Source organism: Methyloligella solikamskensis, assembly GCF_042676065.1.
Lineage (GTDB): Bacteria > Pseudomonadota > Alphaproteobacteria > Rhizobiales > Methyloligellaceae > Methyloligella > Methyloligella solikamskensis.
Genome location: NZ_JBHTJO010000001.1, coordinates 2315985 through 2340720 on the forward strand (window position 1 = coordinate 2315985; position 24736 = coordinate 2340720).

The window sequence follows — 24736 nt, forward strand, 5'->3', positions numbered from 1 at the left end:
ATGATGATGCGGCAGGTAAGCCGGTATTGTTTCAGCCATGTGACAGATGACATGGGTGCGTCATGCTGAAAGAGCGGCTTGAAACGGTCTTGGGAGCCGAAATCACCCAGTCTCGTGCGCTGCCCGTCGGTTTCGGGCTGGAGGGGCTGGAGATCACTCTGAATGATGGCCGGCATCTCGCCGTGAAGGCCTCTCGATCGCCAGGAAAAGCGCATCCTTCCAACGGGTTATGGGCGGCTCCCCTGGAGATCGAAGGCTACATGCTCGGCGAGCTGCGGCGGCTGTCGGATTTCCCGGTGCCAGAGGTGCATCATTGCGATGCAGACCTCCTCGTCATGGACTTCATCGAGACCGATGGCGGAAGCATCACCGAGGCGGTCGAACGGGACGCTGCGGAGACGATTGCGGCCCTCCATTCGGTTCGCGGCGAGCGATTCGGCTATCCGAAAGACACCCTGATCGGCCCCCTGCCCCAGCGGAATGCGGAGTCGGATCGATGGATCCCCTTCTTCGCCGAGCATCGGCTGATGGCCATGGCGCGCATGGCCCATGAAGACGGGCCGCTCTCGGCCGCCGATCTGGCGCGGCTGGAGAGGCTAGCCGAACGGCTCGACGCGTTCCTGGTGGAGCCGGAGCACCCCAGCCTTCTCCATGGCGATCTGTGGACCGGGAATGTGCTGGTGAAGGGAAATCAAATCGCCGGTTTCGTCGATCCCGCGATCTCCTTCGGTCACCCAGAGATCGAACTCGCCTTCACCACCATGTTCGGGACGTTCGGCGGTGCCTTCTTCGATGCGTATGAGGCTATTTCTCCGCTGGAGCCCGGCTTCCACGAGCTTCGAAAGGATCTCTACAATCTCTATCCGACGCTGGTGCATGTCCGGCTATTCGGCCGCGGCTATCTAGGCGGAGTCGATTCGACGTTAAGGCGAATCGGGTTTTGATCCCGGCCATTTGCGGCCGTTTCTTCACCTACGGATGCACAAAAAAAACCGGCCCGCGAAGCGGGCCGGTTTTCCCTGCGAAACGAGTTGGTCTCGGAGGCCGAAGCCTCAACAAGGGTTCCAACTCGCCCCCCCAATTGTCTCCCGGATCTTCGCTCTTATCGGCTCGATCCGTTCAACTGTCCCTCGGACCTCTCGGTCCTTTTGGAGCCTTGCGTCCCCCGACTGGCTCCAGTTTGACGCCTCTTGGGCAGTGGGCCCCCCAGCCCGTGTGCCCCCGTCGTGTGTGAGTTAAGCTACCCACCCCCCTGACCTGCTTCAAGTTTGAGCAACAGGGCAAAACGCAAAAGGCGGGACCCTGTTGCAAAATTGCACTTCGTGTCGCTCGACCCTCTGGCGAAGACGTCGGAGGTCGCTTTTTATCGTTTCAAATCAGCATTTTGACCTGTCATCGCAAACAGCGTCTCGGCGTCCTCGCCCGGCCCAAATAGCCCGTTCAAGAAAATTTCCAAGCGCGATCAATTCGGTCTGGGCCGGAATCTCTGTGACCTCAAAACCACAGCAGCCCCGAGGTGGGCAATATGGAGCAGGACTCAGCCCTTCGACGGAGCGCGGTCAGACGGTCCGGAGAATCAAAAAAGGGGAGCGCCTCGGCACTCCCCTTCTCTCAAATGCTTCGATGAAGACGAGACCGCCTAGGACTCGTTCCCACCGATCTTGATCTTCAGACCGCCATAGACGGCCGCCGGTGCCGTCTCGAAGCCGTAAACCTCCTGATAGTCCTCGTCGAAGAGGTTCTCGGCCCGGGCGAACAGCTCCATGCCCGGCTTGAACTCGTAGCTGCCGGCAAGCCGCACGGTCGTATAGGAATCGAGCTCCACCCGGGTCGGCGTGAAGAACGGGATCGCCAGCGCCGTATCTTCCATGGTGCCGTTATAGGTGACCCCTAAGCGGATATTCGCCTTGTCGTCGGCAAAGCGGTAATCCACGTCGAGGCGCCCAGCATGCTCTGGCCGGCGGATCTCCCACAGTCCTGCGGGATCGAAGGCCCGCAGATGGGTGTATGCGCCGCTGACGGTCAGGCCTTCGGTGACGCGCCAAGCGGCGGAGAACTCCTCGCCGCTTCTGTGGCTCACCCCATCGAGATTCACCACGGTTGAAGAGAGCCCGACGAAGTCGGTCGCGATCTCGTTCTCCAGATCCGCCTCGAAATAGGTGGCGTCGAACAGAACGCGGCCCTTCACGAGGGTTAGCTCGACGCCCGCATCCCAGCCAAAGGATTCTTCCGGAACGAGATCGGGGTTGGGCACGAAACTCCCCGGGATCTGACCGTAGAGCTCGAACAGGGTCGGCTGCTTGGCGCCGGTGCCCACGCTGGAGTGAAAGCGGAACGGCGTGTCCGGCACGGCGTAGGAGCCCGCGATGCGGTAGGTCGTGAAGTCCTCGACATTGCTGTCATTGTCGTCGTGGCGGAGCGATGCCACGAAATCGAGCTGATCGAGGAATTGGCCGCGATATTCGACCGCCCCGGCAAGGGTCTCGCGGCTCCGCTCGATATTGTCGATGGAGACCGGCGTGAAGCTCTCCTTCGTGTTCTCCAGAAGCCCCGTCACGGCGTGGTGACTGTTCAGGAAGTTCGGCGTATCGCCGGAGAAGGTCGAGATGTAGCTGTTCTCCACGCGCTGCCCGTCATTGCGGTAGGGCGAGAAGCTGCCGGCGAAGAACGAGAAATCCTCCGCGCGCGTGTCGCTGTAGTTGCTCTTGAAGTGCTGCACCCAGTGACCGTCCATGAGCGTCGCCGTGGCGTCGATGCCGGCCACGCGATTGCGCTGCTCGAAATAGGACGGGTCGTCGGTCTGGATGAAGAACGGCCCTGGGCCGATGCCGTCCGTATCGCGGCCGCCATCGTTCTGGTCGATGCGGAGAACGCCGTCGACCTTCAGCCACGGGAAGACCTCGACCCCACCCTTGGCGAAGGCGTTGGTGATCTCGGAGAAGTCGTTCTCATCGCCGAACTCGGCGATGTTGAAGCCGTGGCTCTTGCGCTTCTGGAAGCTGATGATGCCGTGGCCTTCGTCATTGCCGCCCGAAAGGGACGCCGCGTAGCCCTGGCTTGAGAAGCTCCCGCCCTCGGCGCGCAGCCGCGCCTGGGCCGGGCCCTTGCCGGACTTGGTGACGATGTTGACGACACCGCCGACGGCATTGGAGCCGTAGAGGCCGCTCTGAGGCCCACGGATCACCTCGATACGTTCGATATCGTTGGCCAGAAGGTTCGCGAAATCGAACTCGCCATTGGTGGCGGAATTGACCTCCACGCCATCGATCACGACAAGGGTGTGGTTCGCCTCCGCGCCGCGGATGCGGACCTGGGTCAAGCCGCTAAAGGAACCGCTCTGGCTGACCTCGACACCTGGCAGGCTGCGCAAGGCATCGGCCGCGTGGCGGATCTGCTCCTGCTCCAGGTCTTGCGAAGTGACGACGCTCACCGAGCTGCCCGTGGTCGGAAGCGCCCGAGCCTCGCCCGGCGTCAGCACATCGCCGCTGATGGCGCTGGCCTGAACGTCCTCGACCGGCTCCGACGGCGTGGTGCTTCGACGCGGCGTAGACCGGGTCGCAGCGGCCGGCTCTCGGGTCGTCTTCTGAAGCGACTCGTCGAGGGTCGCGCCCTCCACCACGATTGGCGGCAGGATCAGCGCGTCCTCACCTTCATCGGTCTCCTGAGCGAAAGCCGGCGCGGCCAATGATGTTGTGAAAATGGTCAGGACGCTGACGAACGCCCATCCCCCGTATTTGGTCATCTATGATGCCCCCCATAAGTTGCCGTTATCCGGCCGAGCCTGGAGGACGTCGCATCGTGCATTCCGCACGAATCCCACGGTGGTCTTGCAAACGATCGTTTTGCAAGAAGACCAAAAGAGCTTTGCTCACCGAGACGACCCTCCCTACTCAGCCTGAGGATCGTCACCACTCCGGGGGTAAACCGTTCTTCCGCGCCCCACGCACGAGAAGATGGGTGACGCTCGGGGGCAGGTCTCCTGGCTCACAGCTTCCTTGACCGCCTGCTCCACCTTCCCAGCGTTCAACGCCAGTGGTTCATCGGAGCAGACATCGCTGCTTACAGTTGCGGGGGCAGCCGCGGAGTGGAGCGAAGCTCTTCACCGCGTTCCCTTTTCACCCTCCGGCACGAGGCCGGCGGGAACCCACGAGAGGAGACATGTAAGGCGACGGACGATCTTTGAGTCAAGATTTCTATTTCGCGCGGGGCCCGGTCCGTCATTTTACTCTGCTCCCATTTTACTCGGCCCCCATTGCCGCGCGGCTTCCGCCTATGCAACATGCGCGAGATTTCTAAGGCTGTAGGAGCGTGAGCAGATGAAACTTTTGCGGTTTGGCGAGAAGGGTTCGGAGAAGCCGGGACTTCTGGATGCAGATGGCGTTATTCGCGATCTATCCGGCAAGGTGGATGACATCTCAGGCGATGTGCTGACCTCGGATGGCCTGAAGAAGCTCGCCGAGATCGACCCCGCAAGCCTGCCGAAGGTCGAGGGCTCGCCCCGAATCGGCGCGCCGATCGGCCATGTGCAGAAGTTTCTCGGCATCGGCCTGAACTACAGCGATCACGCTGCGGAAACCGGCCTGCCCGTTCCGGAAGAACCCATCGTCTTTGTGAAGGCGAGCTCCTGCATCTGCGGTCCCAACGACAATGTCCTGATGCCGGACGGCTACGAGCGCATGGACTGGGAGGTCGAACTCGGCGTGGTGATCGGCGATCCGGCCAAGCGCATCTCCGAATCGGAGGCGCTCAATCACGTCGCGGGCTACACGATCTGCAACGACGTCTCAGAGCGGCGGCTACAAGTGGGCGGTCCCGGGGAATGGTTCAAGGCCAAGAGCTACGACACGTTCGGCCCCATGGGCCCCTGGGTGGTTACCAAGGATGAGGTCGGCGATCCGCAGAAGCTCAAGCTGACACTGGACGTGAACGGCGAGCGGATGCAGACCGGCACGACCTCCACCATGATCTTCAACGTGGCCCAGCTGGTCGCCTATATCAGCCGCTTCATGACGCTGATGCCGGGCGATGTGATCAGCACCGGCACGCCTCCTGGCGTGGGCATGGGCCGCAAGCCGCGCATCTTCCTGAAGGACGGTGACGTGATGCATCTGACCGTCGAAGGCTTGGGCGAGCAAACCCAGAAGGTCACGCGCGGGAATTAGCTTTCATTGCCCTCATGGTTCGAGACGCGCAGCTTCGCTGCGCCCTCACCATGAGGCGCTGTCTCTGCGAAGCGCTATCTATTGTTAGACGCGGTCATCCCGGCGGAAGCCGGGATCCGGCCGCAAGTTCAGGAGTATGTCGCTGGGTACCGGCTTTAGCCGGTATGATGGAGTCCTGAGCGGGTATCCCCTACGCCCATTCCCCGTCCCACCAGCGATAGAAGTGGTGCACCGGCCCTTTGCCGTATCCGATCATGATGTCATCGGCAGCTTTTATGGCACCGGTCAGATAATCCTTGGCGAGGCCGACCGCGTCGTGGAGCGATGCCCCTTTGGCCATCTCGGCGGCGATCGCCGACGAGAGCGTGCAGCCCGTGCCATGGGTGTGCTCGGTCTTTACCTTGGGTGCCGCGAAGCGGGAGACCTCCCCGTCGAAAAGAATGTCCACGGCCGTGTCGCCGGGAAGATGACCGCCTTTCAGCAGCACCGCGCGCATGCCCGATTCGTAGAGCCGCTCCGCCTGGCCGACCATGGCGTCCTCATCTTGTGCCACCGGTTCATCCAGGAACTTGGCCGCTTCCATCAGATTGGGAGTCACGAGATCGGCCAGGGGCAGTAATTTCTCACGCATCGCCTCGACCGTGTTCTCGCTGATCAGCGGATCGCCGCTGGCTGCGATCATCACCGGATCGACGATCACCGGCACCTCGGGCAGCTCGCGCAAACTGGCAAGGGTGCCGGCGATGGCGCCGACGATCTCGGCATTGCCGAGCATGCCGATCTTGATGGCATCGACATCGAGATCGGACGTCACGGATACGATCTGGGCGGCGACGAACTCGTCCGGAGAGGCGATCCAGCTCTGCACGCCCTTGGTGTTCTGGGCGGTGAGCGCGGTGATGGCGCTGGCGCCATAAACACCTAGGGCGGAGAACGTCTTCAGGTCCGCCTGAATGCCGGCGCCGCCGCCGGAATCGGAGCCTGCGATGGTGAGCGCAATAGCGGTCATGGGTGCGAAAGAATCCGACGTGCCGGCGCACCGATCATCGAATCATGTGAATCGGTTGGCCGAGCGTGTTGAGACGATACAACCGGAACGAGATTTAACCGATCGTGGTCAGGCTTGGAAACCACTCAATCAACCAATTGGCGATCAGGGTCATAGAGTTGGTGAGGAAGAGGATGCCGGTCAGCACGAGGAACGCGCCGAGCACCTTCTCCATCTTGGAGAGATGACCGCGATATTTCTCCAGGAAATCCAGGAAAGGCCGGATGGCGACCGCGGCCAGAATGAAGGGAATACCGAGGCCCAGCGAATAGACCAGCAGCAGCAAAACCCCCTGGCTGATCGTGTCTTCCTGGGCTGCGAAGGCCAGGATGGTGCCGAGTACCGGCCCAATGCAGGGTGTCCAGCCGAAGGCGAAGGCCAAGCCCACCACATAGGCGCCGACCAGGCCTGCGGGGCGCGATTCCACATGATAGCGGGCTTCCCGGTGCAGGAAGCTAAGGGTGAATAGACCCAAGAAATGCAAACCGACGATGATGATGACGACGCCGGCGATCTGGCTCAGAAGCTCCAGATGTCCCTGGACGAGAGACCCCAGGGTGGTGGCCGTGGCGCCCAGCATTACAAAGACCGTGGTGAAGCCGAGCACGAAGGCCACCGCCGACATGACCACGGTGCCGTAGACGTGATCTGGCGTTTCCTCGTCGTCGCCGGAGAGCTGGTCGAAGGTGGTGCCGCCCAGGAAGCAGAGATAGGGCGGAACCAGCGGCAGCACGCACGGGCTGAGGAAGCTCAAAAGCCCTGCCAACAGGGCGCCGAAATAGGTGACGGTCATAAGGTCGCTTTCAAACCAAACGCGAATGCAGAGTTCTCGGCCAAGCGGTCGTGCGGGCGGTGGCTATCCCTTCGCTCTCGCCTTTGTCCGTCCGGCGAGCACGGCAAGGCTGCGCGGCAATTCGGGCAGGCTGTCGATGATCACATCGCCGCCCATCTCCGAGGCCGGAAGCTTCGAATAGCCGTGGCTCACCAGCACGATCCCGGCAAGGTCCGCCGCCCGGGCGGCGCCGACATCTGCGGTGCTGTCGCCGACCATAACCGTTTGGGACGGCTTGGCACCTAACATCTCCATCACATGTACGAGAGGTGCCGGGTCGGGCTTCTTGGGAAGATCGGTGTCGCCGCCCTGGACGAAGGCGAAGCTGTCGGCGAGGCCCAGCTGTTTGAGCACGTCCTCGGCGATGGATTGCGGCTTGTTGGTGCAGACGCCGCAGATGATGCCGGCCTCCACGAGGGTCTCCAGCATGGCTTCGGCGCCTTCATAGAGGACGGATTTCACCACCGGCTTCGCCGCGTAAAGCTCGTAAAGGCGCGCGAGCAAATCTTCCCGCTTCGCCTCGTCAAGATCGGCGTTGCGGGCTTCCAGGGCGCGGTCCATGAGAGCCTTCAGGCCGCCGCCGACCATGAGGCGCACCTGTTCGGGCGTGAAGGGCTCGATATCGACCTCCTTCAGCCCGCCGTTGAGGGCGAGGGCAAGATCCTCCGCCGTATCGGCCAGGGTCCCATCGAGATCGAAGATCACGGCTTTCGGCCAGATGCCGCCACCGCGCTGCAGGGATGGGAGCACCGAGGCGAGATAGGCATCGGCGATCTCGTGCTGGCTTCTATCGGGCATTTATTGCGCCTCTTTACGTTGCATCTTTTCTTGCGGCTTCGGCGCCGGCGCGCAAACCCTCGATATTGCCCTTGTAGTCACCGCCCTTGAAGACGCCGGAGCCGGCAACGAGAGCGTTGGCGCCGGCTTTCACCACGTCGGCGACGGTCTCGGCGTTCACGCCGCCATCCACCTCCAGGTCGATGGGCCGGTCGCCGATCATGCGGCGGATATTGCGAATCTTCTCGAGCTGGGAGGGCAGGAAGGCCTGGCCGCCGAAGCCTGGATTGACGGTCATCACTAGGATGAGATCGACCTTATCCAGCACATATTCAAGGGCCGATTCGTGGGTCGAAGGGGTGAGCGTGACGCCCGCCTTCTTGCCGAAGCCTTTGATATACTGGAGCGAACGGTCGAGATGGGGGCCGGATTCGGCATGCACGGTGATGATGTCGGCGCCGGCCCTGGCGAAGGCCTCGATATAGGGATCGCACGGCGCGATCATCAGATGCACATCGAAGGGTTTCGGCGAGTGGGGCCGCAGCGCCTTCACCACGTCGGGGCCGATGGTGATGTTGGGCACGAAATGGCCGTCCATCACGTCGACATGGATCCAATCGCAACCCGCATCGTCGATGGCGCGGACCTCTTCGCCGAGCTTGGCGAAGTCGGCCGACAGGATCGACGGCGCAATGATGATCTCGCCGGTCATGGTCGTCCTCTTAAGGGTCTAAACTTACCGCAGTCTTAGCAGTGGCCCGCCCTATAGCACATGGCGGAGCGCCCCGCCTGCACCCGGTTGAGAGAAGTCCACCAGGCCCGTTTGCCGGCCCCCGCGACAATTCGGAGCACGCGCCTTCCATAGAACGGAATCGTTGTCACCTCTCAGTGGCAGGGATCAATGCACAGAGCTCCGGCAAGGACGAGTCGGCTTCTCCACGCAAGCCGAGAGGGCCGAGCTGTATCCGCTTCAGCATTTCTGCCGCCGTTTGTCGCCAACCCCATAACGAGAAGGACCGTCGCCGCATGGACAATGCGCAAAGAACGTCCCACGCACCGGTCGGATTCGTCCTGTTCGCTCTCGCCATCGGTGGATTCGCCATCGGCACCACGGAATTCGCGGCCATGAGCCTGCTGCCGTTCTTCTCCGAAGAGCTGGGGCTCGACAAGCCGACGGCAGGTCACGTGATCAGCGCCTATGCGCTGGGCGTCGTGGTGGGGGCGCCCGTCATCGCGGTGCTGGGCGCGCGCATCCCCCGGCGGCTTCTGTTGGTCGGGCTCATGGTGACTTTCGCGCTGGGCAACGGGCTGACGGCACTTGCCGGCAGCTACGATTTCATGCTGCTGGCCCGCTTCCTGTCGGGCCTGCCCCATGGCGCCTATTTCGGCGTCGCGGCGCTGCTCGCAGCGGCGCTCGTCGGCCCCCACAAGCGAAGCCAGGCCTTCGCCCGGGTCATGCTCGGCCTCACGGTGGCGACCATCGCGGGCGTGCCGCTCGCCAACGGCATCGGGCAATATTTCGGCTGGCGCTGGGCGTTCGTTCTGGTCAGCGGTCTGGCGCTTCTCACCGCGACGCTACTCTTCCTGTTTGCGCCCCGGGCCAAGGAGCCCGAAGGCGGCGATCCTCTCACTGAGCTCGGCGCACTTGCCCGCCCGCAGGTCTGGCTGACGCTCGCGATTGGCGCGATCGGCTTCGGCGGCATGTTCGCCGTCTACACCTATCTTGCCTCCACGGTGCTGCAAGTGACCGGAGAACCGCCCACGGCGATCCCCTTCACGCTCGCGGTGTTCGGTATCGGGCTGACCCTCGGCAATCTGGTTGCCGGTTGGGCGGCGGATAAGGCGCTGATGCCGACGGCCGGCATCGTGCTGGTTTGGAGCCTGATTGCGCTGACCATCTACCCCTTCACCACGGGGAGTCTGTGGACGCTCTGCCCCGCGGTGCTGGCGATCGGCTGCGGCGGCGGGCTGGCGACGGCGCTGCAGATCCGGCTGATGGATGTGGCCGGCCAGGCGCAAACTCTGGCCGCGGCCTTGAACCATTCAGCGTTCAACTTCGCCAATGCGCTGGGGCCGTGGCTGGCGGGCATGGCGCTCGCCGCGGGCTGGGGCCTATCGGAGACCGGCTGGGTCGGCAGTCTGCTTGCGATCTGCGGCCTGATCTTCTGGGCCTGGTCCTGGGCGCTGGACCGCCGCCGTTCGCCAAAAGAAGAGCCGGAGCCTGAGCTGGCCCCGGCGGAATAGTTGTGGCTGAAAGGCCGCCGATTACTCGGCAGCTTTGGCCATGCCGATCTTCGGGTCGAGCTCGCCGGCGGCATAGCGCTCGGCCATCTCCGCCATGGGAATGACCTTGATCTTGGAGGCCCAGCCGGCCGTGCCGAAGGCTTCCAGACGCGCCACGCAGACTTCCTTCATGGCCGCTACGGCGGGCTTCAGGAATTTGCGCGGATCGAACTGGGATTTGTCTTCCGTGGCGACACGGCGAAGGGTTGCCGCGCAAGCGATGCGCAGATCGGTGTCGATATTCACCTTGCGGACGCCGTGCTTGATGCCGCGGACGATCTCCTCCACCGGGACACCGTAGGTCTGGGGCATCTCGCCGCCCCATTTGTTGAACTCCTCCTGGAGCTCCTGGGGCACGGACGACGAGCCGTGCATCACGAGATGAGTATCGGGGAGCTTCTGGTGGATCGCCTCGATGACGTTCATGGCGAGGACGTCGCCTGTCGGCTTCTGGGTGAACTTATAGGCACCGTGGGAGGTGCCGATGGCGACGGCCAGGGCATCCACCTTGGTCTCGGCGACGAATTCCGCGGCCTGATCCGGATCGGTCAGCAGCTTCTCGCGGTCCAGCTTGCCTTCGAAGCCGTGGCCGTCTTCCGCCTCGCCGGAGCCGGTCTCGAGCGAACCGAGGCAGCCGAGCTCACCTTCCACTGAGGCCCCCACCATGTGGGCCATCTCGGTCACCTTCTTGGTAACGCCGACATTGTAATCGTAGTCGGTCGGGGTCTTGCCGTCCTCGCCCAGCGAGCCGTCCATCATGACGGAGGTGAAGCCGTGCTGGATGGCGGAGAGGCAAGTCGCGGCATTGTTGCCGTGGTCCTGATGCATGCAGATCGGGATTTCGGGGTACAGCGCCTGGAGCCCCTCGATGAGCTTGGCCAGCATCAAGTCACCGGCATACTGGCGGGCGCCGCGGCTCGCCTGGATGATCACCGGCGCGTCGGTCTGCTTGGCGGCCTGACAGATGGCAAGCCCCTGCTCCATGTTGTTGATGTTGAAGGCCGGCACGCCGTAGCCGTGCTCGGCCGCGTGATCGAGAAGCTGTCGTAGGGTTATCAGTGCCATGGTCGAACCTCTTTAGCTTTAGGTCTCCGCCGTCTCGTCTGTCTCGGCTGCCAGCGCAGCGATGCCCGGGAGCTGCTTGCCCTCAAGCCATTCCAGAAAGGCGCCGCCCGCGGTCGAGACATAGGTGAAGTCGTCCGCGGCGCCGGCGGCTTTCAGGGCCGCCACCGTATCGCCGCCACCTCCGACGCTCACGAGCTTGCCCTCCTTGGTGAGTCGCGCCGCTTCGCGGGCTACCTCGAAGGTCCCTTCCTCGAAAGGCGCGATCTCGAACGCGCCGAGGGGACCATTCCAGAGCAAGGTCTTCACGTCCGCCAGTCTCCGCTTCAGATCGGCGACCGTCTCCGGGCCGACATCGAGGATCATGCTATCGGCGGGAATGGACGAAATCGAGTGCTGCTCGGTCTCGACGCCCGCTTCCAGCGCCTTGGCGGTGACGGCATCCGTTGGCAAAACGATTTCGCAGTCGCTCTGGTTCGCATGGCCTTCGATTCTCTTCACGAGGCCTGTGGCGTCCTCCTCGCAGAGCGACTTGCCAACATCGACGCCGTGAGCGAACAGGAAGGTGTTCGCCATGCCGCCGCCGACAACGATGATGTCCGCCTTCTGGGCGAGATTATCGAGCACCGCGATCTTGGTGGAGACCTTGGAACCGCCGACAACGGCCATGACCGGGCGTTGCGGATCTTCGAGCGCCTTCTCAAGCGCGCGGATCTCCTCGAGCATCAGCAGTCCGGCATAGGCCGGCAGCCGCTCGGCAATGGCCGCGGTCGAGGCGTGGGCCCGGTGGGCGGCGGAGAAGGCGTCGTTGACGTAGAGATCGCCGAACTTGGCGAGCTCGTCGGCGAAGGCCTCGTCGTTCGCCTCTTCGCCCGGGTGATAGCGAAGGTTCTCCAGCAGAACGATGTCGCCCGGCTCCATGGCCTCGATGGCGTCATGAGCCACCTTGCCGACGCAGTCCTGCACGAACTCGATCTTCGCCTCGGGCAGAGCTGCGCGAAGCGTATCCGCCACGGGCTTCAGGGAGTACTCGGCGATCCGCTCTCCCTTCGGGCGCCCGAAATGGGAGATCAGGACGATCTTCGCTCCATTGCGCTGAAGCAGCTCCAGGGTCGGCAGAAGCCGGTCGATCCGCGTGGTGTCGGTGACCTCCCCGTCCTTCAGCGGCACGTTGAGATCGGCGCGCAGGATCACGCGCTTGTTCTCGGTGTCGACGTCCTCGATGGATCGGATGCGGGAGAGGTCGACCATCATGCGATCAGCTTCTCCATGGCCGCAGCGGTATCGCTCATCCGATTGGAGAAGCCCCACTCGTTATCGTACCAGGAGACGACCCGGCAGAAGACGCCGTCGATCACCTGGGTGCTCGGCAGATCGAAGATCGAGCTGCGCGGATCGTGGTTGAAGTCCGACGACACGAGGGGCTTGGCGTTGACGCCGAGCACGCCGGTGAGCGAGCCGTTGGCCGCCTTGGTCATGGCTTCGTTGATCTCGTCCACGGATGTCGGCTTGGACGACTGGAAGGTTAGATCGACCATGCTGACATTGGGGGTCGGCACGCGGATGGAGGCACCGTCGAGCTTGCCCGCAAGCTCCGGCAGAACCAGACCGATCGCCTTGGCCGCGCCGGTCGAGGTCGGAATCAGGTTCACCGCGCTGGCGCGGGCCCGATAGGGATCCTTGTGGAAGGTATCCACGGTCCGCTGGTCGCCGGTATAGGCGTGGATCGTGGTCATGTAGCCGCGCTCCAGGCCGACCGTCTCGTTGATGATCTTCACCACGGGCGCGAGGCAGTTGGTTGTGCAGGAGGCGTTGGAGACGACGAGATGGTCCGCCGTCAGATCCTGGTCGTTGACGCCATAGACGACGGTGAGGTCGGCGTTCTTGCACGGCGCAGAGACGAGCACGCGACGGGCGCCTGCCTCGAGATGCTGGGCGGCGGAGTCACGATCGGCGAAGCGGCCGGTGCATTCCATGACGATGTCGATATCGAGGTCCTTCCAGGGAAGGTTCTCCGGATTGGCCTCGGAGATGACCTTGATCTCCTTGCCATTCACCCGGATATTGCCGCCCGAAAGGCCGACCTCCATGGGGAGACGTCCGTGCACGCTATCGAACTCCAGCAGATGGGCGTTCATATCCGCCGGGGCCAGATCGTTGATGGCCACGAAGTCCAGATCGTCCCTGCCGGATTCCAGATAGGCTCTCAGTGTGAGCCGTCCGATCCTGCCAAAGCCGTTAATCGCGACGCGCTTGTTCGACATCTCTCCTCACTAGTCTTTTGTATTCGTCTTTGAACGTATCAGCTCTTGTTCGCCATCAATCCTTGCCGAGGCAGCTTCGCGCGGCGGCGCAGACGGCCTCGGTGGTGATGTCGAAGTGGTTATATAGGTCTTTGGCAGGCGCTGAAGCCCCGAAGCTCGACATTCCAACGAACGCGCCGTCTAAACCGATCCATTTGTGCCAGCCGAATTCCATGGCGGCTTCCACGGCGACCCGCGGCGCGGTGCCCATGACCTCCCGGCGATATTCGGCCGGCTGAGCATCGAACAGCTCCCAGGACGGCATGGAGACGACGGCGGCCTTGATGCCCTCCTTTGCGAGTTCCTCGGCAGCCTGGACCGCGAGCAGCACTTCGGAACCCGTGCCGAGCAGGGTCACATCGCGCTCGCCGTCCGCTTCGCGCAGCACATAGGCGCCCTTGGCGGAGAGATTCTCCTCCGTCGCCTCGTTGCGCAGGAGCGGAAGCCCCTGGCGGCTCAGCGCCATGATGGAGGGTTTGGTGCGGGAGAGCAGCGCAAGCTCCCAGCATTCGGCGCATTCGACCGCATCGGCCGGGCGGAAGACGTTGAGGTTCGGCATGGCCCGCAAGGCAGCGAGATGTTCGACCGGCTGATGGGTCGGACCGTCCTCGCCGAGACCGATGGAGTCGTGGGTCATCACATAGACGACGCGCTTCTTCATCAGGGCCGAGAGTCGAATAGCCGGACGGCAATAGTCGGTGAAGACCAGGAAGGTGCCGCCATAGGGCACGAAGCCGCCGTGGAGCACCATGCCGTTCATGGCCGCGGCCATAGCGTGCTCACGCACGCCCCAATGAATGTAGTTGCCGGAGAAGTCTTCCGGCGTGATGGCCGTGTGTGCCTTGGTCAGTGTGCCGTTGGACCCGGTCAGGTCGGCGGAGCCGCCGATCAGATGGGGGACCAGGGGCGTCAGCCGCTCCAGCACCTTCTGAGAGGATTGCCGGCTCGCCAGCTTCGACTGCTCGTCGACGAACTGAGCCTTGGCCTCGCGCACCGCCTTCTTAATCTCGATGGCGGTGTCCTCGTCGATTGGCTCGACCAAGGCGTTGCGCGCAGCACTGTCGAGCTTGCCGGCCCGGTCCATCCAGGCTTCGTAGGTGTCGCGATGGCGAGAGCCGGCGGCGCGCCAGCTTGCCAGGACCTGCTTCGGCACCTCGAAGGGCGGGTGGGGCCAGTTCAGCTTCTCGCGGGCCGCGGCGATCTCATCAGCGCCCAGCGCCGAACCGTGGGTGGAGGCGGTGCCCTGCTTGTTGGGCGCGCCGAAGCCGATCACCGTGCGGCAGGCGATCATGGACGGCTGGTCAGTGACATTGCGGGCATTCTCGATGGCGACCGCGATGGCGTCCGGATCGTGACCGTCGACCCGGGCGACATGCCAGCCCGACGCCCTGAAGCGCTCCAGCTGATCGTCGGAGACCGCGAGATCCGTATCGCCGTCGATGGAGATGTGGTTGTCGTCGAACAGCACGATGAGCCGCCCGAGCTTCATGTGACCGGCAAGCGAGATCGCCTCGTGGCTGATGCCCTCCATCAGGCAGCCGTCACCGGCGATGGCATAGGTGAAGTGGTCGACGAGCTCATCACCGTAGCGGGCGTTGAGCATGCGCTCGGCCATGGCCATGCCGACGGAGTTGGCGAGCCCCTGCCCCAGCGGACCGGTCGTCGTTTCCACGCCTGCGGTGATGAAATCCTCAGGATGGCCTGGCGTCTTGGCGCCGAACTGGCGGAAGTTCTTGATTTGCTCGATATCGACGACGGGCGAGCCGGTCAGATAGAGCAGCGAATAGAGCAGCATGGAGCCGTGGCCCGCGGACAGGACGAAGCGGTCGCGGTCCGGCCATTCGGGATGCTCGGCGTCGTATTTCAGAAACTTGGTGAAAAGCACCGTGGCCACGTCGGCCATGCCCATGGGCATGCCGGGATGGCCCGAATTCGCCTTCTCGACCGCATCCATGGCGAGGAAGCGGATCGCGTTCGCCATATCCTCGCGGGTGGCGGCGGGTGAAGCCTGCTCCGGGTTCAGGCTCTCGGCCATAACAGTCTCCAATAAGTAGGGTCAGAACTAATAGGCGCGCTCGCCCATGGACGCTTTCACGGCGTGGTATCCCACAAGAAGCTGGGTCAGCGCTAGGGGATGACTGATGGGCGCACCGTTGGCGACGTCGATCCGGCCCACCTGGTCGCGCAAATGGCCGGCCTCGGGGATGAGGTCCCAGAGGAGATTTTCGATCTTCTCGGCGCGAGAATCGGAAATATCTCCTTTGATTTCAAGCACATCCACGGGCTTTCCGTCGCTGTCGCGGGCGAGCTCCAGCCTCAGATCGGCGTAATTCGAGCCGTCGAAAAGTGGGGAAAAGTCCGGATGCGGCAGGGTCGGCCGAAGCAGATGGCGCACGTCCAGATGGGTATCCGATCCGTTTGCACCCTCGGGCCGCGAGAAGCGGATGACGATATCGGCGAAAGTCCGCTGGGGATGGATGAATTGGGGGGCGTCTCTTTTGCGCTTCTCCAGGGACTCCTCTACCTCGCCTGAGGTGTAGCCGCGCTGGGTGGTGTCCCGGCGGCGCTTCCACTTCCGGCGGAGGTCCTCGATGGGGTCGAGATAGATCTTCACGTCGTAACAATCGCGCATGGCACGGGTCGTGTAGCCGAGCAGGCCTTCGGCGATCACGAAATCCTTCGGCTGGAGATAGGTCGGACGCTCCAGGGTGCCGCGAGTATGATTGTAGAGGGGCTTCAGCACCGCATGGCCTTCGCGCATGAGACGGAGATGCTGTTCCAGGATGTCGATATAGTTGGCGCGGGGGTCGAGAGCGGAAAGGCCGAGCTTGGCCCGTTCCGACCTGTCGAAGGCGTGATAATCGTCGGTGCACATGACCGTGCAGCGGTCTTCACCCAGAATCTGGGCGACGCCGGCCGCCAGCGTCGTCTTACCCGACGCCGAATCGCCAACGATGCCCAGGATGATCGGATGATCGACCTGCTTCGGCATTTTCCTCCCCATGGACGCGCCTCGAACAGGCGCTACTCAAATGCACGCGACTTTTCGCGTTGGTTTTGCGGCATCTTACGCCATGGGTCAGGCCACGTCTCGTGCTGTGACATTTTCGACGAGCGTCTCGGTTAAGGGCCTATAGCTGGTCAGAACCTGCCGCTCCCCGGTGAAGCCGGAGATCATCATGGTCTGGGTCCGGTACTGGCCCGGCTCGTGCTGAACGCCTTCCAGCATAAGGCCTGAGGTGATCCCGGTGGCGCAGAAGAAGATCTCTCCGGATCGGATGACCTCGTCCCGGTCCAGCCAGTGGGTCGTGTCGAGATCGGCGGCGCGCACGGCCATGGATTCTGTCTGGAGCTGGGGCGCGATGCGGCAGAGGAATTCACCGCCCAGCGCCCGGATGCCGGCGGCCGAGATGATCCCTTCGGGCACACCGCCGACTCCCATCATGGCGTCGATGCCGGACTCCGGTATGGCGGCAAGGATGGCGCCTGCTACGTCGCCCGCCGGATAAAGCGAGACCTTGGCCCCGGTGGCGACGATCTCGTCCACCAGACGCCGGTGGCGCGGCTTCTCCTGGACGTAGATGTTCAGTTCGCGGACCGGCTTGTCGAGGCAGCGGCCGAGGGTCTCCAACTTCTCCTGCGTGGGCATGGCGGGATCGATGCGGCCCCGGGCTTCGGGGCGCGCGACGAACTTCTCCATGTAGAAGGCTGGGCCCGGGTCCATCATGCTGTCCCGCGGGGCGACAGCGATGACGGCCAGCGCATTGGTCTGGCCGGGCTCGAGATAGGCAGTGCCTTCCATGGGATCGGCGGCGAGATCGGCACGGTATGACGCGCCGCGCTTGCCCACCATTTCACCGCGCTTGAACTGAGGAAGCTCGCCCTGCTGGGCATGGCCGATGACATCGACCGCTTCGAAATCGAGTTCGGCGAGGCTGTCGCGCATGGCCTCCAGGGCCGCCTTGCCGGCGGTCTGCCGGCAGCCGCTACTGAGCGCATCCGCGGCGGCGCAGGCGGTGGCTTCCGTGGCGCGTCTCAGCGCGTAGATAAAGTCTGGCGAAACGGACCGCTCGTCAGTCATCTGTGACCTCCTTCAGGCGATCTCCTGTTCTGCTCGCAAGTCCGGCACGTCGCGTCAGCGGGACGACCTGCCGAATCGAACGCGATCCCTGCAGCAGTGGCGCGTCAGTCTAGCGGATTACGTCTTTTGTAGCAGTCCCTGCATGACGGATTGGTTTCACGAACGTCACGCGGTGACGCTGCCGCCTCTGCCCTTCAGCCTGGGATCGAGAGCGTCGCGCAAGGAATCGCCCAGGAGATTGATGGTCAGGAGCAGCGCCACCAGGACCGCGCCGGGGATCAGGGTGACCCACCATGCCCCGGCGAAGATCAGGTCGTAGCCGGATCGGATCAAAGTGCCGAGGGACGGACGGGTCGGCGGCATGCCGAGCCCTAGAAACGAGAGCGCGGCCTCCGCCATGATCGCATTTGCGATGCCGATGGCCGCGACGATGATCAGAGGCGAGAGGATGTTCGGGAAGATGTGCCGGCGGACGATCTCCGCATCGGTGGCACCCAGCGCCCGGGCGGCGCGAACGTAATCCTTGGCCTTCTCCGACAGCGCGCCGGCCCGCGCGGTGCGCGCGAAGAAAGGCCATTCGGCGAGCCCGATCACGACCACCAAAATGGGCACGGCATTGGCGCCGAGGCTTTCGGCACCCAGCCAGGTGCGGAACAGAGCAAGGGCCACGATGGCCAGCATTAAGGTGGACAGGGAAAGCTGGATGTCGGCGAAGCGGGTGACGACGGTGTCGGTGCGCCCGCCGAAATAGCCGGCGAGCATGCCCAGAGGAATGCCGATCGCTGCCTGAATGACGACAGCGAGCAGCCCCACCAGCATGGAGACCCGCAAGCCATAGAGCACCGCGCTCAGGAGATCCCGGCCTTGGGCATCGGTCCCCAGCGGATAGGTCCAGGACCCGCCGTCCAGCCAGACCGGCGGCAGCTCCGAATCGAGAATATCGAGGCTGGCGAGATCGTATGGGTTCTGGGGTGCGAGGAGCGGCGCGAAAAGCCCGGCAACCGCAAAGAAACCCAGCAGAACGAGCAGCACGATCACGGCCGGATGACGCCGGAGCGCGGCCCCAGGCGGCGCGGGCGTCTGGCTCAGCTCCCCCTCCCCGGTCATTGGGCGGCCTCCAGGCTGACCCGCGGATCGAGCGCGAGGCTCACCAGATCGGCGACGGTGTTGGTGACGACGAAGATGGCGCCGACCACGACGAGATAGGTGGTGATGAGCGGGATGTCGGCGCGGGTGACGGCTTCGAGAAACAGGAAGCCCATGCCAGGCCATTGGAAGACGGTCTCGGTGAGCAGGGTGAAGGCGAGCAGATTGCCGAACTGCAGCCCCGCTTGGGCGATCACCGGCAGCCACGCATTGCGCAAGGCGTGGCCGATCCAAATGTGGATGCGCGAGACGCCCTTGGCGCGGGCAGTGCGGACATAGTCGCGCCCCAACTCGTCCAGCATGGCGCTGCGGATCAGCCGGATGAAAAGCGGCAGCATGATTGAGGAGAGCGTGACGGCGGGAAGTAGAAGATGTTCCAGCCCGTCGAGGCTGAGAAAGCTCGTCTCCCACCCGACCACGGACACTGTCTCCCCGCGGCCGAAGGCTGGTAGCCACCCCCAGAGCACCGAGAACAGGCTGATCAGCAGGATGCCGATGAGGAAGACGGGAACCGAGACGCCGAGCACGCTGAAGCCCAGCACAAGCTTGGCGCCCAGGCTTTTCGGCCTCACAGCGCAATAGATGCCGCCCGGAATGGAGAGCAGCACGACAATGAGGGAAGCCGCCAGCACCAGCTCGAAGCTCGCCGGGAACTTGTCCAGGATCACATCGAGGGTGGAGCGCTTGTAGATATATGAGGTGCCGAGATCACCGGTGGCCGCGCCCTTCAGGTAGCGGCCGAACTGGGTAGGCCAAGCATCGTTCAGCCCCAGCTCCTCGCGCAGCTCGGCCCGTTCGGAGGCGGAGGCGGCCGGCCCGGTCAGCTCGCGGATCGGATCGCCGAGGCTGGAGCGGATGGCGAAGGCGATGGTGAGGATCGCCAGCATGACCAGCAGCATCTGAAAGAGCCGCTGGAGAAGGAAGGAGGCTGCAGGCCGGATGGCGTCCATGCCGCCTTTCTATTCGATAACGAGGTCTCCGAGATAGGGCATGTCGATACTGTTCACAACCGGTTCGATCAGCACATTCTTCCGGGCGCCCCATGAGAGATGCTGCCACTGCATGGGCACCATGGCGGCATCGTCGTAGAGAATCCGCTCGATGCGCTGGAGGAGCTCCTTGCGGGCCGCGGAGTCGGTCATGGTCTGGCTCTGGAGGGTCAGCTTGTCGACCTCGGGTTTGGAATAGTCGCCGCCATTATATTGGCCGTAGCCGGTCTTCGGGTCCGGGGTCATGGCGAGGAACTCGTAGATATTGGCCGAGTCCTGAGTGTCGGACTGCCAGCCGATCATCATGATGTCGCCCTCGCGGGCATCGAAGCGCTGCCAGTATTGCGCCTTCGGCATGGTCTGGAGATCGACGGTGATGTTGATCCTGGCCAGCATGGCGGTGACGGCTTGGGCGATGCGGTAGTCGCCGACATAGCGATTGTTCGGCGCGATCATGGTGACGCTGAAGCCTTCCGGATAGCCCGCCTCCTCCATCAACGCCTTGGCCTTGGCGAGATCGTAGCGGGGCTTCAGGTCTGGATCGTAGCCGTCGAAGCCTTCCGGACTGAGCTGGCCGGCAGGCGAGCCGAAGCCGCGCATGATCTTCTTCACGATGCCGTCGCGGTTGATCGCGTAATTGACCGCAAGGCGGACACGAGGATCCTTGAACGCCTCCACGGTCTTCTGATTGAGCTGGAACGTGAGGATGCGCGTGCTGGGCATGGTCACGAGCGTGCAGCACGGGTTCGCCTCGACGCGGCTCAGGTCGCCGGGCGGCACGGGCGCGATGAAATCGACATCCCCCGCCAACAGCGCCGCGACCCTTGTGGCCGGCTCCTTGATGGGCGTGAAGACGATCTTGCCCACATTGCCGGGGGACTCCGTGTCCCAATAGCCTTTGAACCGCTTCATTAAGAGGCGAACGCCCTGCTCCCGCTCGGTCACGATGAAGGGGCCGGTGCCGGAGACATGGGTGGAGGCGAAGGAGGCGCCGTGCTTCACGATGGCGTCCTTGGCCTCGCCCTCCGCGTCGTCGCCGGAATAGAACTCCCGGTCCATGGGAAAGATGTAGGTCGCGAGGTTCAGGACCAGCGGGTACGGCTTCTTGGTGATCAGATCGACGGTGAGCGCGTCGATCACCCGCGCCCCTTCGAAGGGCTCGAACAGGGCTTTGAAGTCGGGGCTGCGCTTCAGCCGGTTGAGGGTCCAGACGACATCGTGGGCGGTGAGCGTGTTGCCGGAGTGGAATTTAACGCCGGGGCGCAGAAAGAAGCGCGTGGTGCGCTCGTCGATCTTCTCCCAGTGGACCGCCAGCCTGGGCTGCAGCTCCATATTCTGGTCGAATCGCACCAGGGGATCGAACAGCAGATGGGACATTTGCAGGGTCGCGCTGGCGATCTGCTCGTGGGGATCGAGGGAGATCGGGTCGGCGTCATAGGCCATGCGCAGGGTCTTGTTCCGCTCAACGGCAACGGCCGGACCGGACACAAATGCAGGCGCAATCCCTGCCCCGATGATGAGAAGCAACGCTAGGAGGACTCGCATTGCTCGAACCAATAGCGTCCCTTGGCGTAAGCGCCTAGCCCTTCAGTCACGGTTTGGCGATTGGCCGCAACGGTCTGCAACCGGTCGGGGTCCGGGCTTGTAACCGCGCCTTGAGCGGCTAAAGTCCGCGCCCAATCGAGGCAAGCGGAGCAGAAGAGTCTCTTGAGCGGGTTTTTCGTCACGGGAACGGATACGGATGTGGGCAAGACAGTGGTCGCCGCCTGGCTGACCGCCTATCTCGGCGCGGACTATTGGAAGCCGATCCAGTCGGGCGTCGCAGACGGCACCGACACCAAGACGGTGCGCGCCCTCGCCGAGCTGCCAGATGAGCGAATCGTGCCGGAGGCTTACGTGCTGCCGGAGCCGCTTTCGCCTCACGAATCGGCACGGCGGGCCGGTGTCACCATCGACCTGGCTGCGATCCGCCTGCCCGAGACGGAGAATTTCCTCGTGGTGGAAGGCGCGGGCGGCCTCATGGTGCCCCTCAACGAGACCGAGCTCGTCATCGATCTGATGGAGGATCTCGGCCTACCAGCAATTCTCGTGGCGCGCTCCACGCTCGGCACCATCAATCACACGCTGCTCTCTCTGGAGGCGCTCCGCCGCCGCGGCCTGGCGGTCGCCGGCGTGATCATGGTGGGACCGGAGAGCGGCCATAACCGCGCGGCCATCGAACGCTATGGCCGTACCCAGGTGATCGCGGAGATCCCCTGGCTCGATCCTCTCAACCGGCAGACCCTTTGCGGGATCACGCCGGAGCTCGATCTCAAAAAACTGGCGCAGATGGCGAAATGACTGATTTTGACGATTTCTCCCTCGAAGAGCTGATGGCGCTCGACAAGCGCCATGTCTGGCACCCCTTTACCCAACACGGAACCGAGACTCCGCCCTTGCCGGTCGTTGGTGCAAAGGCCGCAACGCTCACGCTCGGCAACGGCCAGGAATTGCTCGACATGATCTCGTCGTGGTGGACTTGCACGCACGGCCATTCCCATCCCGCCCTCAACGATGCGCTCGTCCGCCAAGCGCAGTCTTTCGAACATGTGATGTTTGCCGGCTTCACCCACGCACCGGCGGTGGACGTGGCCTCGAGACTTGCCAGGCTCCTGCCGGGGGACCTTAACCGCGTGTTCTTTTCCGATGACGGTTCGACCGCGGTGGAGGTCGCGCTGAAGATCGCCTATCAGCGCTGGGTCAACGAGGGAACGCCGCGCAAAGTCTTCATCGCATTCGACGGCGGCTATCACGGCGATACCGTCGGGGCAATGTCCATGGGCAGCGGCTCGGGCTTCTTCACCCTGTTCCGGGAGCTGATGTGCGAGGTGCAGGTGCTGCCCTACCCGTCGACCTATATCGGCGACGAAGACGTCGAGGCGAAGGAGAACGGTGCGATCGCCGCGCTGGAAAGCGTGATCGAACAATATCCCGACCAGATCGCCGGCATGATCATAGAGCCCTTGGTACAAGGCGCCGGCGGCATGCGGATTTCGCGGCCTGCCTTTCTAAAACGGCTGGTGGAGAAGGCGCAGAACGCCGGCATCCTGGTCATCTTCGACGAGGTGGCCACGGGCTTCGGCCGCACCGGGACCATGTTCGCCATGGAGCAAGCCGGAATCGTGCCCGACCTGGTCTGCCTCTCCAAATGCCTGACGGCCGGCTATCTGGCGATGTCCGTGACGGTGGCGCGGGACGAACTCTTCGATCGGTTCATTGGCGACACGTTTGCCAAAGCGCTTTCTCATGGGCATTCCTTCACCGCCAACCCGTTGGCCTGCGCGGTGGCGGTGCGTTCGCTTGAGCTTTTCGAAGAGGAAGGGACGCTAAAACGGATCGGCGAGATTGCCGATAAGCACCGCAGCTTCCTGAGCCGGGTCGGCGAGCGAGACGACGTGGCCTGGCCGCGCCAGGTCGGCAGCATCATGGCGTTCGATGTGAAGGGGAATTCCGACTACCAGTCGGTGCGCAGCCGTTCGCTGCGGGACTGGTTCTTGAACAACGGGCTGAATATCCGGCCGATCGGTCCGACAGTCTATCTGATGCCGCCCTACTGCGTGACCGATCAGGAACTCGACCAGGCCTATGAGGGCATCATCGAGGGGCTGGACCGGCTTGCGGCCGCCGAGCTCTCAATGGACGACAAGCGCCCATAGACGATGTGCCAGCTGACCTTGCCGCCATGGTCCTTTCCCAGGCGGCGAAGGACGCGGCGGAGCGCGCCGGCGGAAAGCGGCGCGTAGCCGTCCCGCGGGGTCAGCCCGCCGATGGCGCGGAGCCGTTGGAGAAAGGCGAGACCGCTCTCCTCCATGACGAGGGTCTCTTCGTCTTGGCAACCGGGAAGCGGCGCGATTGCGACGATGCCGTTCCGCACCCCTTCTGATGCGAGCGCTGCCCGCCACTCGGCGAAGCACTCCGACCCCAACGCACTGTAGAGAAGCGCGCCACCGGGATTGAGCCGCTCGCGCAGCCGGGTCAGGGCGGCGGCCGGATCGGCCAGCCAGTGCAGGCTCATGCTGGTGGTGATGAGGTCGAACCGGCAGACGTTTTCGACCCGCGCGGCATCCATCACATCGAAGGTGAGCTTGGCAGTCTTGGGCGGATTGAGATTGCCTTCCGCCGTGGCGATCATCTCCGGCGACAGATCGGTGATCAGGAAATCGCCATCCGGGTAGGTGTCCAGGAGATGCCGGGTCAGAAGCCCCGTGCCGCAGCCGAGCTCCAGCACCCGCGGACGCTTCAGGTCCGGCAGCTGACTTGCGAGCCGTTCCGCCACCATCCGCTGGAGAGCCGCGTGGCGCTCGTAGCTATCGGCGCGGGCACCGAAGCTCTCGGCGATTTTCGCGCTACGGGGTGACGTCATCGGTGAACTCATTCTCGGCGAGTGCGCGACGGGCAAATCCCATGATCCGTTCGGCGCACCATTCGGGGTGACGGGCGGGGAGAAGATGGCCGCTGAGGTCCGCCCATTCAACGGGATCGCGCCAGATGGCCGCGCTCATCGCTTCCGGCACGATCGGATCGTCGCGGGAGGCGAGCGGCAGGATTGGGGCTTTCATCGCTTCGCGCGCCGCGCTGGCGTCCCACTCCATGAGCCAGTCGAGCCCCTCGCCCAGCCGGTCGACATTCAGGGCGTCTTCGGCAACGAAGGGCTCCGCACCGCAGCTTTTCCAGAACATGCGCATCAGCCCATACGGATCGCGTTTCAGCGCTTTGCGCATTCCGGCCACCTTGGCGCGGCCGATATGGGACGCGAAGGCATCGAAGCCTTGGAGGCTGACCAGAGCCCGGAAGCTGTCGGGCCTCTCATGGAGGAGCCAGAGCACGCCCAGCGAATGGCCGATGGCTATTGCTTCCTCCGGCCAGGTATCGCTCGGGCCGAGGGCTTCGTCCGGTCCGCCGGAGACAAAGCCGAGATCGACGCGCGTCACGTCACCCTCAAGCCGTTCAGCGAGAGCATCGAAGATGCCGGGGTGGAAGCCCCAGCCATGGACGAGAACGAAATGCATGGGCG

The 24736-nt window shown here is 63.6% G+C and carries 21 protein-coding genes and 1 riboswitch; of the genes, 5 read left to right on the forward strand and 16 right to left on the reverse strand.

What is annotated here, in order from left to right; translation table 11 throughout:
• Positions 1–62: 62 nt before the first annotated feature.
• A complete protein-coding gene (locus tag ACFQ2F_RS11205) occupies positions 63–944 on the forward strand; it encodes a fructosamine kinase family protein (protein WP_379089865.1) in 882 nt (293 codons plus the stop codon).
• Positions 945–1639: 695 nt separating this feature from the next.
• Here the strand turns inward: ACFQ2F_RS11205 and ACFQ2F_RS11210 are convergent.
• Positions 1640–3742, reverse strand: coding sequence for a TonB-dependent receptor plug domain-containing protein (locus ACFQ2F_RS11210; RefSeq protein ID WP_379089867.1), 2103 nt, complete (start codon positions 3740–3742; stop codon positions 1640–1642).
• Positions 3743–3952: 210 nt separating this feature from the next.
• Positions 3953–4163: riboswitch (cobalamin riboswitch) on the reverse strand.
• A gap of 153 nt (positions 4164–4316) precedes the next feature.
• Here ACFQ2F_RS11210 and ACFQ2F_RS11215 point away from each other — a divergent pair.
• Positions 4317–5162 carry a fumarylacetoacetate hydrolase family protein gene (locus ACFQ2F_RS11215; RefSeq protein WP_379089869.1) on the forward strand — a complete coding sequence of 282 codons (846 nt, stop codon included), beginning with the start codon at positions 4317–4319 and terminating at the stop codon, positions 5160–5162.
• A 190-nt stretch (positions 5163–5352) separates the two neighbouring features.
• Here ACFQ2F_RS11215 and thiD read toward each other — a convergent pair whose 3' ends face one another.
• The 4 genes from thiD to rpe form a co-directional block, all read right to left on the reverse strand.
• On the reverse strand, positions 5353–6171 hold the full coding sequence (thiD, locus tag ACFQ2F_RS11220) for a bifunctional hydroxymethylpyrimidine kinase/phosphomethylpyrimidine kinase (protein ID WP_379089871.1): 819 nt from the start codon (positions 6169–6171) through the stop codon (positions 5353–5355).
• Positions 6172–6265: 94 nt separating this feature from the next.
• Entirely contained in the window at positions 6266–7003 is a 738-nt protein-coding gene (locus ACFQ2F_RS11225; protein WP_379089873.1) for a cytochrome c biogenesis CcdA family protein, read from the reverse strand.
• A gap of 63 nt (positions 7004–7066) precedes the next feature.
• The gene (locus ACFQ2F_RS11230; protein WP_379089875.1) at positions 7067–7840 is read right to left on the reverse strand and encodes an HAD-IA family hydrolase; all 774 of its coding nucleotides are present in this window, start codon (positions 7838–7840) and stop codon (positions 7067–7069) included.
• A 13-nt stretch (positions 7841–7853) separates the two neighbouring features.
• Complete coding sequence (rpe, locus tag ACFQ2F_RS11235) at positions 7854–8531, reverse strand: ribulose-phosphate 3-epimerase (protein WP_379089877.1); 678 nt, start codon at positions 8529–8531, stop codon at positions 7854–7856.
• 314 nt (positions 8532–8845) lie between these two features.
• On the opposite strand from rpe, the gene ACFQ2F_RS11240 reads away from it, so the two are divergent.
• Positions 8846–10063 carry an MFS transporter gene (locus ACFQ2F_RS11240; RefSeq protein WP_379089879.1) on the forward strand — a complete coding sequence of 406 codons (1218 nt, stop codon included), beginning with the start codon at positions 8846–8848 and terminating at the stop codon, positions 10061–10063.
• A gap of 21 nt (positions 10064–10084) precedes the next feature.
• Here the strand turns inward: ACFQ2F_RS11240 and fba are convergent, their stop codons facing one another.
• From fba to ACFQ2F_RS11285, 9 genes are all read right to left on the reverse strand, one after another.
• On the reverse strand, positions 10085–11167 hold the full coding sequence (gene fba, locus ACFQ2F_RS11245) for a class II fructose-bisphosphate aldolase (protein WP_379089881.1): 1083 nt from the start codon (positions 11165–11167) through the stop codon (positions 10085–10087).
• Positions 11168–11185: 18 nt separating this feature from the next.
• On the reverse strand, positions 11186–12418 hold the full coding sequence (locus ACFQ2F_RS11250) for a phosphoglycerate kinase (RefSeq protein ID WP_379089883.1): 1233 nt from the start codon (positions 12416–12418) through the stop codon (positions 11186–11188).
• Positions 12415–13428: a type I glyceraldehyde-3-phosphate dehydrogenase gene (gene gap / locus ACFQ2F_RS11255; protein WP_379089885.1), complete on the reverse strand. Its 1014-nt coding sequence runs from the start codon at positions 13426–13428 to the stop codon at positions 12415–12417. The genes ACFQ2F_RS11250 and gap overlap by 4 nt, the downstream gene beginning before the upstream one ends.
• Before the next feature lie 55 nt (positions 13429–13483).
• Positions 13484–15502: a transketolase gene (tkt, locus tag ACFQ2F_RS11260; protein WP_379089887.1), complete on the reverse strand. Its 2019-nt coding sequence runs from the start codon at positions 15500–15502 to the stop codon at positions 13484–13486.
• 27 nt (positions 15503–15529) lie between these two features.
• Positions 15530–16459, reverse strand: a complete 930-nt coding sequence (locus ACFQ2F_RS11265) for a phosphoribulokinase (protein WP_379089889.1) — start codon at positions 16457–16459, stop codon at positions 15530–15532.
• An 87-nt stretch (positions 16460–16546) separates the two neighbouring features.
• Positions 16547–17548 (reverse strand): fructose-bisphosphatase class II family protein, encoded by a 1002-nt coding sequence (locus ACFQ2F_RS11270; RefSeq protein WP_379089891.1) that lies wholly within the window; start codon positions 17546–17548, stop codon positions 16547–16549.
• Between the two features lie 165 nt (positions 17549–17713).
• On the reverse strand, positions 17714–18655 hold the full coding sequence (locus ACFQ2F_RS11275; RefSeq protein ID WP_379089893.1) for an ABC transporter permease: 942 nt from the start codon (positions 18653–18655) through the stop codon (positions 17714–17716).
• Complete coding sequence (locus ACFQ2F_RS11280; RefSeq protein WP_379089895.1) at positions 18652–19644, reverse strand: ABC transporter permease; 993 nt, start codon at positions 19642–19644, stop codon at positions 18652–18654. The genes ACFQ2F_RS11275 and ACFQ2F_RS11280 overlap by 4 nt, the downstream gene beginning before the upstream one ends.
• A 9-nt stretch (positions 19645–19653) precedes the next feature.
• Positions 19654–21228 (reverse strand): ABC transporter substrate-binding protein, encoded by a 1575-nt coding sequence (locus ACFQ2F_RS11285; protein WP_379089897.1) that lies wholly within the window; start codon positions 21226–21228, stop codon positions 19654–19656.
• Positions 21229–21390: 162 nt separating this feature from the next.
• Between ACFQ2F_RS11285 and bioD the strand changes: the two genes are divergently transcribed.
• Both bioD and bioA read left to right on the forward strand, forming a co-directional pair.
• On the forward strand, positions 21391–22023 hold the full coding sequence (gene bioD, locus ACFQ2F_RS11290) for a dethiobiotin synthase (protein ID WP_379089899.1): 633 nt from the start codon (positions 21391–21393) through the stop codon (positions 22021–22023).
• Positions 22020–23378, forward strand: coding sequence for an adenosylmethionine--8-amino-7-oxononanoate transaminase (gene bioA / locus ACFQ2F_RS11295; RefSeq protein ID WP_379089901.1), 1359 nt, complete (start codon positions 22020–22022; stop codon positions 23376–23378). Before bioD ends, bioA begins: the two co-directional genes overlap by 4 nt.
• Here bioA and ACFQ2F_RS11300 read toward each other — a convergent pair.
• Both ACFQ2F_RS11300 and ACFQ2F_RS11305 read right to left on the reverse strand, forming a co-directional pair.
• Positions 23306–24085, reverse strand: coding sequence for a methyltransferase (locus ACFQ2F_RS11300; protein ID WP_379089903.1), 780 nt, complete (start codon positions 24083–24085; stop codon positions 23306–23308). The two genes, bioA and ACFQ2F_RS11300, sit on opposite strands and share 73 nt — an antisense overlap.
• On the reverse strand, positions 24069–24731 hold the full coding sequence (locus tag ACFQ2F_RS11305; RefSeq protein WP_379089905.1) for an alpha/beta fold hydrolase: 663 nt from the start codon (positions 24729–24731) through the stop codon (positions 24069–24071). The genes ACFQ2F_RS11300 and ACFQ2F_RS11305 overlap by 17 nt, the downstream gene beginning before the upstream one ends.
• Positions 24732–24736: the final 5 nt, after the last annotated feature.

Coding starts and splice junctions, on each gene's coding strand:
- ACFQ2F_RS11215 (WP_379089869.1), top strand. CDS start 4,317: ATGAAACTTTTGCGGTTTGGCGAGAAGGGTTCGGAGAAGCCGGGACTT.
- ACFQ2F_RS11210 (WP_379089867.1), bottom strand. CDS start 3,742: ATGACCAAATACGGGGGATGGGCGTTCGTCAGCGTCCTGACCATTTTC.
- gap (WP_379089885.1), bottom strand. CDS start 13,428: ATGTCGAACAAGCGCGTCGCGATTAACGGCTTTGGCAGGATCGGACGG.
- ACFQ2F_RS11230 (WP_379089875.1), bottom strand. CDS start 7,840: ATGCCCGATAGAAGCCAGCACGAGATCGCCGATGCCTATCTCGCCTCG.
- rpe (WP_379089877.1), bottom strand. CDS start 8,531: ATGACCGGCGAGATCATCATTGCGCCGTCGATCCTGTCGGCCGACTTC.
- ACFQ2F_RS11240 (WP_379089879.1), top strand. CDS start 8,846: ATGGACAATGCGCAAAGAACGTCCCACGCACCGGTCGGATTCGTCCTG.
- tkt (WP_379089887.1), bottom strand. CDS start 15,502: ATGGCCGAGAGCCTGAACCCGGAGCAGGCTTCACCCGCCGCCACCCGC.
- bioA (WP_379089901.1), top strand. CDS start 22,020: ATGACTGATTTTGACGATTTCTCCCTCGAAGAGCTGATGGCGCTCGAC.
- ACFQ2F_RS11250 (WP_379089883.1), bottom strand. CDS start 12,418: ATGATGGTCGACCTCTCCCGCATCCGATCCATCGAGGACGTCGACACC.
- ACFQ2F_RS11280 (WP_379089895.1), bottom strand. CDS start 19,644: ATGGACGCCATCCGGCCTGCAGCCTCCTTCCTTCTCCAGCGGCTCTTT.
- ACFQ2F_RS11300 (WP_379089903.1), bottom strand. CDS start 24,085: ATGACGTCACCCCGTAGCGCGAAAATCGCCGAGAGCTTCGGTGCCCGC.
- ACFQ2F_RS11225 (WP_379089873.1), bottom strand. CDS start 7,003: ATGACCGTCACCTATTTCGGCGCCCTGTTGGCAGGGCTTTTGAGCTTC.
- ACFQ2F_RS11265 (WP_379089889.1), bottom strand. CDS start 16,459: ATGCCGAAGCAGGTCGATCATCCGATCATCCTGGGCATCGTTGGCGAT.
- ACFQ2F_RS11285 (WP_379089897.1), bottom strand. CDS start 21,228: ATGCGAGTCCTCCTAGCGTTGCTTCTCATCATCGGGGCAGGGATTGCG.
- fba (WP_379089881.1), bottom strand. CDS start 11,167: ATGGCACTGATAACCCTACGACAGCTTCTCGATCACGCGGCCGAGCAC.
- ACFQ2F_RS11305 (WP_379089905.1), bottom strand. CDS start 24,731: ATGCATTTCGTTCTCGTCCATGGCTGGGGCTTCCACCCCGGCATCTTC.
- ACFQ2F_RS11205 (WP_379089865.1), top strand. CDS start 63: ATGCTGAAAGAGCGGCTTGAAACGGTCTTGGGAGCCGAAATCACCCAG.
- ACFQ2F_RS11275 (WP_379089893.1), bottom strand. CDS start 18,655: ATGACCGGGGAGGGGGAGCTGAGCCAGACGCCCGCGCCGCCTGGGGCC.
- ACFQ2F_RS11270 (WP_379089891.1), bottom strand. CDS start 17,548: ATGACTGACGAGCGGTCCGTTTCGCCAGACTTTATCTACGCGCTGAGA.
- thiD (WP_379089871.1), bottom strand. CDS start 6,171: ATGACCGCTATTGCGCTCACCATCGCAGGCTCCGATTCCGGCGGCGGC.